The 12,479-nt window shown below is 38.3% G+C and carries 10 protein-coding genes; all 10 read left to right on the top strand.

What is annotated here, in order from left to right; all coding sequences use genetic code 11:
* The first annotated feature begins 17 nt into the window (after positions 1-17).
* The 10 genes from AC3ANV_RS19770 (at position 18) to AC3ANV_RS19725 (ending at position 12,355) form a co-directional block, all read left to right on the top strand.
* Entirely contained in the window at positions 18-2,363 is a 2,346-nt protein-coding gene (locus AC3ANV_RS19770) for a DNA translocase FtsK (RefSeq protein ID WP_488310382.1), read from the top strand.
* Between the two features lie 334 nt (positions 2,364-2,697).
* Complete coding sequence (locus tag AC3ANV_RS19765) at positions 2,698-3,423, top strand: GntR family transcriptional regulator (protein ID WP_488310381.1); 726 nt, start codon at positions 2,698-2,700, stop codon at positions 3,421-3,423.
* Positions 3,424-3,514: 91 nt separating this feature from the next.
* Positions 3,515-4,621, top strand: a complete 1,107-nt coding sequence (locus tag AC3ANV_RS19760) for a BMP family lipoprotein (protein WP_488310380.1) — start codon at positions 3,515-3,517, stop codon at positions 4,619-4,621.
* Positions 4,622-4,839: 218 nt separating this feature from the next.
* Positions 4,840-6,375 (top strand): ABC transporter ATP-binding protein, encoded by a 1,536-nt coding sequence (locus tag AC3ANV_RS19755; RefSeq protein ID WP_488310379.1) that lies wholly within the window; start codon positions 4,840-4,842, stop codon positions 6,373-6,375.
* A complete protein-coding gene (locus AC3ANV_RS19750; RefSeq protein ID WP_488310378.1) occupies positions 6,368-7,414 on the top strand; it encodes an ABC transporter permease in 1,047 nt (348 codons plus the stop codon). The genes AC3ANV_RS19755 and AC3ANV_RS19750 overlap by 8 nt, the downstream gene beginning before the upstream one ends.
* Positions 7,415-8,374 (top strand): ABC transporter permease, encoded by a 960-nt coding sequence (locus tag AC3ANV_RS19745; protein WP_488310377.1) that lies wholly within the window; start codon positions 7,415-7,417, stop codon positions 8,372-8,374.
* A 301-nt stretch (positions 8,375-8,675) separates the two neighbouring features.
* Positions 8,676-9,926 carry an EF-P 5-aminopentanol modification-associated protein YfmF gene (gene yfmF / locus AC3ANV_RS19740; protein WP_488314281.1) on the top strand — a complete coding sequence of 417 codons (1,251 nt, stop codon included), beginning with the start codon at positions 8,676-8,678 and terminating at the stop codon, positions 9,924-9,926.
* Positions 9,926-11,218, top strand: a complete 1,293-nt coding sequence (gene yfmH, locus AC3ANV_RS19735) for an EF-P 5-aminopentanol modification-associated protein YfmH (protein WP_488310376.1) — start codon at positions 9,926-9,928, stop codon at positions 11,216-11,218. Before yfmF ends, yfmH begins: the two co-directional genes overlap by 1 nt.
* A 77-nt stretch (positions 11,219-11,295) precedes the next feature.
* Complete coding sequence (ymfI, locus tag AC3ANV_RS19730) at positions 11,296-12,018, top strand: elongation factor P 5-aminopentanone reductase (protein ID WP_488310375.1); 723 nt, start codon at positions 11,296-11,298, stop codon at positions 12,016-12,018.
* A gap of 79 nt (positions 12,019-12,097) precedes the next feature.
* Positions 12,098-12,355, top strand: coding sequence for a DUF3243 family protein (locus tag AC3ANV_RS19725; protein WP_488310374.1), 258 nt, complete (start codon positions 12,098-12,100; stop codon positions 12,353-12,355).
* The last annotated feature ends 124 nt before the right edge of the window (positions 12,356-12,479 follow it).

The following is a 12,479-nucleotide window of genomic DNA, read 5'->3' as shown; positions in this document are numbered from 1 at the left end:
GCATTCAAGGTGATTACATGGCAAAAAAAAAGAGAAGACAAACAAAAAAACGAGACATTCAACTAAAACGGACTGTGCAATATGAATTAACAGCAATTGCTCTGCTAGCTTTAACGATTATTTCAATGGCAAAATTAGGTGCTGTTGGAAAAGTAACTGTATTATTTTTTCGATTTTGGATGGGCGAATGGTACATGATTAGTTTAATTGGGCTTCTTATATTAAGTATTTATTTAATGTGGAAGCGGGAAATCCCTTTTTTCTTTCATCCAAGATTAATCGGCTGTTATTTTATAATTTCATCGATGTTACTTCTCAGTCATTTAACTTTTTTTCAATTGTTAACAAACGGCGGGAAATTTAAAGATCCAAGTGTTATTCGTAATACGTGGGAAATATTTATGATGGAGGTTCGAGGTGAAACAAGCACAACTGATCTTGGCGGTGGAATGATTGGAGCAGTTTTATTTGCCCTATTCCATTATCTTTTTGCAGATACAGGAACGAAAATTATTGCTTTTATTTTCATCATAATTGGCTTTATCTTAATTACAGGGAGATCATTTGGAGATTTTATCGGAAAAATTCTGACCTCCATTTTCAGTTTTTCTAAAGATCAATGGGGAGCCTTTAAATCTGATATGGCGGATTGGAGGCAAAAACAGGAGGATCGTCGTGCTGAAAAAAGCGTACGCCAGCAGCAAGCTCGTGAGAATCGCACAACAAGAAGCCGTCCGGAAATAAATGTTCCTGAAGCCCCAATATCGGAAGCAAACAGTACACCGGAACCAATTATCTCAAGTTTTGCTGATCGTGCGTATTCAGATGAACCTTCTGTTAGTAGTCAGCAGCACGAAGAGATTAATAATCACGAAAGGGTTCCGGAAGACGACGACGAAGAAATAACTCCGCCAATTACCTTTACGGAAGTAGAAAATATCGCTTATGAATTGCCGCCATTAAAATTATTAAAGCTTCCGAAGAAAACAGATCAAAGCGGTGAATATGAACTGATTCATGCGAATGCTGCAAAGCTTGAAAGGACATTTCAAAGCTTTGGTGTGAAAGCGAGGGTTACCCAAGTACATTTAGGGCCTGCGGTTACTAAATACGAGGTTCACCCTGATGTGGGTGTAAAGGTTAGTAAGATTGTCAGCTTAAGTGATGATCTGGCTTTGGCACTTGCCGCAAAAGATATTCGAATTGAGGCACCGATCCCCGGTAAATCAGCAATTGGGATTGAAGTACCGAATTCTGAGGTTGCGATGGTTTCACTTCGTGAAGTATTAGATGCTACCCAAAATGATAAGCCGGACGCAAAGTTATTAATCGGTTTAGGAAGGGATATTACCGGCGAAGCTGTCTTGGCAGAACTGAATAAAATGCCTCACTTACTCGTTGCCGGTGCAACAGGAAGTGGAAAAAGTGTTTGTATTAATGGAATTATCACAAGCGTCCTAATGCGTGCAAAACCCCATGAAGTAAAATTAATGATGATTGATCCGAAAATGGTTGAATTAAATGTATATAATGGAATTCCTCATTTACTTGCGCCTGTAGTAACCGATGCAAAAAAAGCATCCCAGGCATTAAAGAAGGTAGTTAGTGAGATGGAAAGGAGATATGAATTATTCTCTTACACAGGAACTCGTAATATTGAAGGATATAACGATCACGTTAGACGGCATAATATGGAAGAAAATGAAAAGCAGCCGTTATTGCCATATATCGTGGTAATCGTTGATGAGTTAGCAGACTTAATGATGGTGGCTTCTTCAGATGTTGAAGATTCAATTACCAGACTTGCACAGATGGCACGTGCAGCAGGAATCCATCTAATCATTGCAACGCAGCGTCCATCAGTTGATGTAATTACAGGAGTTATTAAGGCAAATATCCCTTCAAGGATTGCCTTTGCAGTTTCCAGTGCAACAGATTCAAGGACGATTTTGGATATGGGAGGCGCTGAAAAGCTTCTTGGTAGGGGTGATATGCTATTTCTGCCTGTAGGAGAGTCAAAACCAATCCGTGTTCAAGGAGCCTTTTTGTCAGACGAAGAGGTAGAGGACACTGTAAATTTTGTTATTTCACAGCAAAAGGCACAATACCAAGAAGAAATGATCCCTGATGATATTCCTGAAGCCAAAGGTGCAGTTGATGATGATTTATATGAGGAAGCTGTTGATTTAATAGTGGACATGCAGACAGCTTCTGTTTCAATGTTACAGAGAAGATTTCGAATTGGTTATACAAGAGCTGCACGACTCATCGATGAAATGGAGGCACGGGGTGTCGTTGGCCCCTATGAAGGGAGTAAGCCTCGTGCAGTATTACAATCTAAGCCTAAAGAAGAAGCTAATTAATTATAATAAAAAAAGAGCCGAATGGCTCTTTTTTTATTATAATTTCGGGGAAATTCCATACCCTAGTATTGATGAATAAAGCTTTATGAGGATTAAAGAATACCTATATATTTTCTATATTATCCCTTCAAAGCGATTTAAATTATAAAATTATAGCAGATTTCTTGGATAAAAACATAAGAAACTATGACAATTTATATCTGTATAGCTTTTTTCGACAAAATTTTTAATTCCTATTTATTTATCCGAAAAAAAGTGTTATATTAATTTCGATTAGTAGGAATGATAATACATCAGATGTCTGATGTCTTAGAAAAAGGCTGGAGGAAACTGCATGTCAATTAAGTCAGATAACCGACATCTATATTTACAAGTAATCGATCGGTTAAAGCAAGATATTGAACAAGGGATATATAAAGAAAAAGAGAAATTACCCTCTGAATTCGATCTTGCAAAACATCTGGGTGTAAGCAGAGCTACACTTCGAGAGGCACTGCGCATTCTTGAAGAGGAAAATGTTATCATCAGGCGACATGGTGTCGGCACTTTTGTTAACTCTAAGCCACTGTTTACTTCAGGTATTGAACAACTTAATAGTGTCACTGATATGATATTGGAAGTTGGGATGCAACCAGGAACCATTTTTCTAAGTTCATCAACACATGGGCCAACCGAAGAGGATATTCGTCGTTTCTCATGTTCTATAGATGAGGAAATTGTAGTCATGGAGCGGGTTAGAACTGCAAATGGGGAACCAGTTGTTTATTGTGTCGACAAAGTTCCTAAACAAATTTTGCCTGAAACATTTTTCCACGGGGAAAAATCAATCTTCAGTATTTTAGAAGATGAGGCAAACCGACGGATTACATACGCAGTTGCTCAAATAGAACCCATTGGTTACCATGAGAAAATTTCCCCAATTCTGGAATGTGACCCGGAAACCGCATTACTTGTTTTAAAGCAAATGCATTTCGATGAAATGGATGAACCAATTCTTTTTTCGGTAAACTATTTTAAAGCAGATAAGTTTAGTTTTCGTGTTTTGCGAAAAAGAGTCTAATTTTTTTTTGTGATTATGAAAACGGAAACAATTTTGTTGAAAATTTCATTACTACTAAATCAAACAAACGATCATTAGGGGGTACAATTCCTTGAAAAAGCGTAAAATTGGTATGGTGTTATCGCTTGTCCTAGCTGCCGGAACACTTTTAGGTGCTTGTGGGAAAACTACTGACAATACTAAGAATAATACAACTGGTGGAAACAAAGGTAATACGTTTTCTGTGGGAATGGTAACGGATGTTGGCGGTATTGATGACAAATCCTTTAACCAATCTGCCTGGAAAGGACTTCAGGAATTCGGTAAAGAAAACAACATGCAAAAAGGTAAAGGCGGATTTGATTACCTTCAATCTCAATCTGATGCTGACTATGCAACTAACCTAAACACACTAGCTCGTCAAGGCTTTAATTTAGTATATGGTATTGGTTTTATGATGCAAAATGATGTTGATAAGATTGCAAAACAACAGCCGAAGAGCCATTTTGCGATTATTGACGCTGAAGTAAAAGAACCAAATGTTGCAAGTGTTCTTTTTAAAGAAAATGAAGGTTCATTCTTAGCGGGTATTGCTGCCGGAATGACGACAAAATCGAATAAAATTGGTTTTATTGGCGGAATGGAAAGTGCAGTTATTGAGCGCTTTGAGGCTGGTTTCGTGGCCGGGGTAAAAGCAGCTAATCCAAATGCAACTGTAGATATTCAATATGCTGCGAGCTTCACTGATGCTGCAAAGGGCCAAGCAATTGCTTCAAGAATGTACTCTTCCGGTGATGATGTTATTTTCGCAGCTGCCGGTGCAACTGGTAACGGTTTATTTAAAGAAGCACGTGACCGTAAGTCTAAAAACCCGGATCAAGCTATTTGGGCAATTGGAGTTGACTCCGACCAAAGCCCTGAGGGTGTTGTAACTGCTGGCGGTAAACAAACAAATGTTGTAATTACATCTTCAATGAAACGTGTGGATAACGCTGTAAAAGACCTTTCAACTAAAGCGAAAAATGGTAATTTCCCTGGTGGAAAAACAACTGTATATGGCTTAGCTGAAGATGGTGTTGGACTGGCACCAATCAATCCGGATGTTACGAATAAGGCAGATATCGAAAAAGCTGTTAGTGACTGGTCAGGAAAAATTAAATCCGGTTCATTAAAAATTCCGGCTACTCGTGCTGAATTGAAAACTTTCAGCGCAAAATAATGGTAATGACTTTTTAGAGGTTTGGTGAGGATGTGCGGGCACTTAAAGCCCGCACATCAATTAAATGATAAAATCTTAATTGAAGTGTAGAATTCTTCTACCCTTCACTTAGGACTTTAGTGGGGAGAAGATCCCTGTTTTTTAAAAATTTTTAAAGGTCTGACCTCTTACTACTAATGAATTTACTTTTTATATCTTAGTAAAGGAAGTGAGAAAAGATGGAATATGTAATTGAGATGCTTAATATCCGCAAAGAATTTGGCGGTTTTGTTGCGAATGATAACATCACTCTTCAAGTGAAAAAAGGTGAAATCCATGCTTTGCTCGGGGAAAACGGTGCAGGAAAATCTACATTGATGAATGTTCTTTTCGGATTATATCAGCCTGAGCAGGGAGAAATACGTGTTAAAGGGAAACCTGTAAAAATCTCTAACCCAAATATTGCGAATGAACTGGGAATTGGGATGGTCCATCAGCATTTTATGCTTGTAGATAAATTTACTGTTACAGAAAATATAATCCTTGGTAAAGAAATTACTTCAGGCGGACGAATCAATCTGAGAAAAGCTGAAAAAGAAGTTCGCGAAATTTCGGAACGTTATGGATTAGCTGTTGACCCGCAGGCAAAAATATCGGATATAGGCGTTGGTATGCAACAGCGTGTTGAGATCTTAAAAACACTTTACCGTGGTGCAGAAATTTTAATTTTTGACGAACCATCAGCAGTATTAACACCGCAGGAAATTATAGAGCTTATGCAAATTATGAAAACGCTTATTAAAGAAGGAAAGTCGATAATCCTTATTACCCATAAACTGAAAGAAATTATGGAAGTGGCTGACAGATGTACAGTTATTCGAAAAGGTAAAGGGATTGGAACTGTTAATATCAGCGAGACTAACCCTAATGAGCTTGCGAACTTAATGGTCGGCCGTGAAGTTGTGTTTAAGACTGAAAAAACGGCAGCAAATCCTAAACAGGATGTGCTTGAAGTAAAAGACTTGGTGGTTAAAGATTCCCGCGGTGTTACAGTGGTCGATGGGCTTGATCTATCCATTAGAGCTGGCGAGATTGTAGGGATTGCCGGTGTTGATGGAAATGGTCAATCCGAATTAATTGAAGCAATTACCGGTTTAAGGAAGGCTGAAAGCGGCAGTATAAAGGTAAATAGCAAAGAATTATTAGGATTTTCTCCACGGAAAATCACGGAATCCGGGATAGGTCATATTCCGCAAGACCGTCATAAGCATGGATTAGTTTTGAATTATCCAATTGGAGAGAACATGGTTTTACAAACCTACTATAAGAAACCGTTTTCAAAAAGTGGTATTTTAAATTTCAAAGAGATTTATAGTAAAGCGAAAAAATTAATTACAGAATTTGACGTTCGTACACCTAGTGAATATACATTAGCACGTGCATTGTCAGGGGGAAATCAACAAAAAGCTATTATCGGGCGTGAGGTTGACCGTGACCCGGACTTGCTTATTGCTGCACAGCCGACACGCGGTTTAGATGTAGGTGCTATTGAGTTTATTCACAGACGGTTGATTGAGCAGCGAGATAAAGGCAAAGCTGTTCTACTAGTGTCGTTTGAATTAGATGAGATCATGAATGTCAGTGATCGAATTGCTGTTATATATGAAGGGAAAATTGTGGCTGTTGTGAATCCAAGGGAAACGACTGAGCAGGAACTTGGATTGTTAATGGCGGGCTCGAATAGAAAAGAAGCGGGGGAAGGAACACATGTCTAAACGCTCTCGTAATATTTTAACACCTCTTATTGCCTTATTGCTCGGTATAATAGTAGGAACAATCATTATGGTAGCCACAGGCTACAATGCCGCTGATGCTTTTGGGGCATTATGGGGTGGAGCATTCGGAAGTTCCTATTATCTTGGTGAAGTAATACGCCAGGTTACTCCTTATATTTTAGCCGGTCTAGCTGTTGCCTTTGCATTTAGAGTGGGGCTGTTTAATATTGGGGTTGAAGGTCAATTTATTGTTGGCTGGCTTGCTTCGGTTTGGGTCGGACTGGCATTTCATCTTCCGAAAATAATCCACTTACCGCTAGCGATACTGGCTTCTATCGTAGCCGGTGCACTTTGGGCCTATATTCCGGGTTTATTAAAAGCACGATTCCGTGTTCATGAAGTTATTGTAACGATTATGATGAATTACATTGCTCTTCATTTTTCCAATTATATGATTCAACATGTTATTACCAATGGAAAAGAAAGAACGCCGAATATTCCTGATTCAGCATCGCTTGCTTCTCCTTGGCTTCAAAGTTTAACGCAATTTTCACGGTTACACTGGGGAATTCTTCTTGCTGTTATATGCTGTTTCATCATGTGGTTTCTTTTAGAGAAAACGACAAGAGGGTTTGAATTGCGTGCAGTAGGATATAATCAGGATGCTGCCCATTATGCCGGGATGAGCGTTAACAAGAATATCATTTTGTCTATGGTCATCTCCGGTGCGTTTGCAGGGTTGGCAGGAGCAATGGAAGGGTTAGGAACTTTTGGGTATATTGCAATGAAAAGCTCCTTTACCGGTGTTGGTTTTAACGGGATTGCTGTTGCATTACTAGGTGCAAATAGTGCTATCGGCGTATTTTTTTCAGCCATATTATTTGGTGCCTTGGAAGTAGGGGCATTAAACATGCCTCTTCAAGCAGGTGTTCCAAATGAACTTGTTGATATTATTATTGCTTTAATTGTTTTCTTTGTGGCATCAAGTTATATTATTCGCTGGTTTCTTGAGCGCATTAGTAAAAAGGAGGCGAAATAAGTGAGCTTAATGCAGGTATTAATGATCATCATTCCTTCAACTTTACTTTGGGCAGCTCCACTTGTTTTCACTGCATTAGGCGGTGTATTCTCTGAACGTTCCGGTGTTGTAAATATTGGACTGGAAGGTTTAATGTGGATTGGAGCATTTACTTCGATTGTTTTTAACTTAACATTTGTGAATACTTTTGGAGATGCAACCCCTTGGGTATCTTTGTTTGTTGCTATGTTAGCCGGGGCGATATTTTCTATTTTACATGCAGTTGCTTCGATTACTTTCCGAGCCGATCATACAGTATCAGGGGTAGCAATCAACCTCTTAGCCTCCGGATTAACCTTGTTCTTAGTGAAATTCATCTATAATAAAGGTGAAACAGATATCATCCAAAAAGGTTTCAATAAAATTGATATACCTGTTTTAAAGGATATACCTTTTTTTGGAAAGGTGTTTTTCCAAAATACGTACTGGGTTTCTTATTTAGCCATTATCGTTGCCATAATTGCATGGTATATTATTTATAAAACTCCATTTGGTCTGCGTCTTCGTTCTGTTGGTGAACATCCTATGGCAGCTGATACAATGGGAATTAACGTAACAAAGATGCGTTATTTAGGGGTTATTATTTCGGGAGCACTTGGAGGAATTGGCGGTGGAGTTTACGCGGAAGCAATCTCCTCAAACTTCAGCCATGCAACTATTAGCGGTCAGGGCTTTATGGCATTAGCCGCGATGATTTTCGGTAAATGGCATCCACTTGGAGCAATGGGTGCAGCATTATTTTTTGGTTTTGCTCAAAGTATTAGTATCATTGGATCAAGTTTACCTTTATTAAAGACCATTCCGAGTGTGTATTTGTTAATCGCACCTTATGTCTTAACGATCTTAGCGTTAACTGGATTTATCGGCCGTGCTGAAGCTCCTAAGGCAGATGGAGTACATTATATCAAGGGAAGCCGCTAAAGTAGAAAAGCGGAAGCGCCTTGGTCAGACTTCACAAACGCTGGAGCTAGACCGTAATCAAAGTAATAGAACCCTCGTATTTCAAAAATACTGGGGTTCTTTTTTGTTTTTTATTAAAAACAAGGGGTTAAAAAGGTGAAATCACTTGTATTGAACAAGCTTGGCAAATTATAGTAAGAATAGGGTTATATTACAATGGAAAAGATATAAAGAAAAATGTTTACATATTGTAGTTTAGCTTAATCCCTTATTAAATGAAGGAGGAATGCAAGTGGATTCAACCGCAGAAAAATTGACAAAAATGCAAGGATATAGCCTCCATGTTGTGGAGACAAACAAATATAAAACCAATACATTTGTATGGAAAATGAAAGCACCTTTAACCAAAGAAGATGTCACAAAAAGGGCACTTCTTCCCCAAGTATTACAAAGCAGTTCGGTCAAATACCCTTCGACAACATCACTGCGTTCATATTTAGATGAACTGTATGGGGCCACACTTTATGTGGATTTAGGGAAAAAAGGTGAATACCATGTCATTAGCTTCTCCATTGAAATAGCCAATGAAAAATTCTTGGGTGATCCAACACCATTATTAAAAAAAGGCTTTGAATTATTAGCTGAAATTTTAACTAAACCAAACCTATCAGAAAATGCATTTGACAAAGAGACTGTGGAAAAAGAAAAGCGGACCTTAAAGCAAAGAATACAATCTGTTTTCGATGATAAAATGCGATTTTCTAATGCCCGGCTAGTGGAAGAAATGTGCGAAGGGGAACCGTATGCCCTTCAAGTAAATGGCCAAATGGAGGATGTTGATTCCATCACACCAGAAAATTTATTTGCCTATTATAAAAAAGCTTTTTCAGAAGATGAAATGGATCTTTATGTTATTGGTGATGTAAAAGAGGAAGAGGTAAAGCAATATGCAACGGAACTGCTACATTTTGAAGAACGTACACCGAAAAGGCTGGAAACACGTGAAGTAAAGAAAAAGGAAAAGGTTCATGAAGTAAAAGAGGAGCAGGATGTAAAACAAGGGAAATTAAATATCGGATACCGCACAAATATCGTATATGGAGATCCTGATTATTTTGCCCTTCAAGTGTTTAACGGCATCTTTGGCGGTTTCTCACACTCTAAATTGTTTATAAATGTTCGAGAAAAAGCCAGTCTTGCCTATTATGCAGCCAGCCGCTTAGAAAGTCATAAAGGTTTGATGATTGTGGTGTCAGGAATTGACCTAAAGAACTATGACCAGGCAGTAAAGATTATCAACGAGCAAATGGATGCAATGAAAAAGGGCGATTTCACTGACCAGGAATTAGCGCAAACAAAGGCCGTTATTCAAAATCAAATACTCGAAACAATTGATACACCAAGAGGGCTAACGGAAATTTTGTACCATAACGTAGTAGCAAATGTGGATATAAGTCTTGATAATTGGATCACTGAAATGCAAAAAGCAACGAAAGATGAAATTATTCAGGTAGCGAAAAAGATTGAATTAGACACAATTTATTTCTTAACAGGAACGGGGGCGGGCAAATAATGGAGAAGATTACGTTTGACCAGCTTCAAGAAGAACTTTATCATGAAAAAATGCCGAATGGGCTGAACGTTTATATTTTGCCAAAAAAAGGCTTTAATAAAACGTTTGCTACCTTTACAACAAAGTATGGATCGGTCGATAATACCTTTGTTCCATTAGGTAAAGAGGAGTTTGTCAAGGTTCCGGACGGGATTGCCCACTTTTTAGAGCATAAGCTTTTTGAGAAGGAGGACGGCGATGTTTTTCAACAATTTAGCCGTCAAGGGGCTTCAGCGAATGCTTTTACTTCTTTTACACGAACAGCTTATTTGTTTTCGAGCACATCGGATGTCGAAAAAAACCTGGAAACATTAATTGATTTTGTCCAGGATCCATATTTTTCGGAAAAAACAGTCGAAAAAGAAAAGGGAATCATTGGTCAGGAAATCACGATGTATGATGATAATCCCGATTGGCGCTTATATTTTGGACTAATCCAAAACCTATACCAAAACCATCCGGTTAAAATCGATATTGCCGGTACCATTGAATCGATTTCCCATATTACAAAAGATTGGCTGTATGAATGTTACAACACATTTTATCATCCGAGTAACATGCTGTTGTTTATTGTAGGGCCTGTTGACCCGGATTCATTTATGAATCAAGTAAGAGAAAACCAAGCAAAAAAAGAATACAAAGACCAGCCTGAAATCAAACGTAAATTTGAGGATGAGCCAACTCAAGCAGCAGAAAAAAAACAAGTGCTCGAAATGAATGTGCAAACGTCTAAATGCTTATTTGGTATTAAGGCAATGCACGTTGATCAAACAGGTGATGAGCTATTGAAAAATGAGTTAACGATGAATGTCCTTCTCGATTTACTATTTGGTAAGAGCTCAGAAAACTATAATCAGCTTTATAATGAAGGCTTAATTGACGAAACATTTTCCTATGATTATACACAGGAACAGGGATTTGGGTTTGCCATGATTGGCGGGGATACAGGTGATGCGGATAAATTAGCAGACAAACTTGAAAAAATGCTCCTTGAAGCTAAAAAGGGAAGCGTAATTTCAGAGGAGCAATTAGAAAGAGCGAAAAAGAAAAAAATTGGTTCATTTTTAAGGGCCGTTAATTCACCTGAATATATTGCTAATCAATTTACTCGCTATGCTTTTAACGATATGAACTTGTTCGATGTTGTCCCTACACTCGAGAAAATCTCTTTAGAAGATGTCCGATTACTGGCATCAGAAGTGATCTCGGAGGAGCGGTTTTCAGTATGTCAGGTTGTACCAAAGAAAAAATAATAAAGAAAGAAGCGTCGCTGTTCGGCGCTTTTTTACATGGTAAAATGAATTGGATAATTGGGAAAGAGTGAACAAAGATGAAAAAATTCGCACTCATCACGGGGGCTAGCGGTGGAATTGGCCAAGCCATTGCCATATCATTAGCTGAAAAAGGCTATAATTTGTATTTACATTACAATAAAAATGAACAATCAATAAAAGAATTACTAACAAAGCTCCAACTTTATGGCGGAGAATATCTGCCAATACTTGCGGACTTGGCAGAGGCTGATGGATATAAAAAGATTTGTTCGCAAATATTTTCTCTTGATGCAATCATTCATTGCGGCGGTAACAGCCATTATGGTCTTCTTGTTGACTTAAAAAAAGAAGAGGCTGAATCGTTAATGAGAGTGCATGTGTTAAATCCATTAATGATCACGAAGGAATTACTTCCAAAATTTCTTACCAAAGGGTCAGGAAATATAATTGTGATTACTTCTATATGGGGACAAACAGGTGCTGCCTGTGAAGTAGCCTATTCTATGGCTAAAGGCGCACAAATTGCCTTCGTGAAGGCGTTGAGTAAGGAAGTAGCCCTTAATGGAATTCGAGTCAATGCCATTGCCCCCGGAGCGGTAGAAACCCCAATGATGGACCGTTTTACGATGGAAGAGAAAGCGTGTCTCGATGCTGAAATTCCGATGGGAAGACTCGGTCACCCTGAAGAGATTGCCAATGGAGTTTCATTTTTGTTATCTGCCGAATCGTCCTATATTACAGGACAGATTCTTTCAATAAATGGAGGCTGGTATACGTAATTTTAAAATTATAAAATGAATAATTTCCTCCTTCCTTTCACACAATAATCTTGTACTATTTTAAAGGAGGGTTAATAATATGTCTGTTTTAGATAACTGGAAGCAGTGGGAGGATTTTTTAGCTGATCGTCTTCATCATGCACAAAATGAAGGAATGAGCGAGGGGGCCGTTAATGGTCTTGCCGTTCAAATTGGTGATTACTTGTCTAAGAATGTGGATCCAAAAAATGAGCAACAGCGAGTTCTTTCAGACCTTTGGTCAGTAGCAGATAGAGATGAGCAAGAAGCCATTGCTAATGTGATGGTTAAACTTATTCAAAATAACGGTACTCGGTAAGAGAGGAATTCTCCTCTCTTCTTTTTTCGTTCTTAAAATCTTTTATAATAGTTGTTCTCCTTGTTTTTGCTTTCATCTTCTAACAAAATCATTTATTATAAGGTTTAGGTATGGTGATACGAAA

The sequence above is a fragment of the Neobacillus sp. DFD-2R genome, from assembly GCF_057747865.1.
Note: the sequence above shows the minus strand (reverse complement) of the source record. Positions and strands in the feature narration are given on the sequence as shown.

What these genes read in the sequence shown, in the direction of transcription:
- AC3ANV_RS19755 (WP_488310379.1), top strand. Translation starts at nt 4,840, where the DNA reads ATGGAATATGTAATTGAGATGCTTAATATCCGCAAAGAATTTGGCGGT.
- yfmF (WP_488314281.1), top strand. Translation starts at nt 8,676, where the DNA reads ATGCAAGGATATAGCCTCCATGTTGTGGAGACAAACAAATATAAAACC.
- AC3ANV_RS19765 (WP_488310381.1), top strand. Translation starts at nt 2,698, where the DNA reads ATGTCAATTAAGTCAGATAACCGACATCTATATTTACAAGTAATCGAT.
- ymfI (WP_488310375.1), top strand. Translation starts at nt 11,296, where the DNA reads ATGAAAAAATTCGCACTCATCACGGGGGCTAGCGGTGGAATTGGCCAA.
- AC3ANV_RS19750 (WP_488310378.1), top strand. Translation starts at nt 6,368, where the DNA reads ATGTCTAAACGCTCTCGTAATATTTTAACACCTCTTATTGCCTTATTG.
- yfmH (WP_488310376.1), top strand. Translation starts at nt 9,926, where the DNA reads ATGGAGAAGATTACGTTTGACCAGCTTCAAGAAGAACTTTATCATGAA.
- AC3ANV_RS19725 (WP_488310374.1), top strand. Translation starts at nt 12,098, where the DNA reads ATGTCTGTTTTAGATAACTGGAAGCAGTGGGAGGATTTTTTAGCTGAT.
- AC3ANV_RS19770 (WP_488310382.1), top strand. Translation starts at nt 18, where the DNA reads ATGGCAAAAAAAAAGAGAAGACAAACAAAAAAACGAGACATTCAACTA.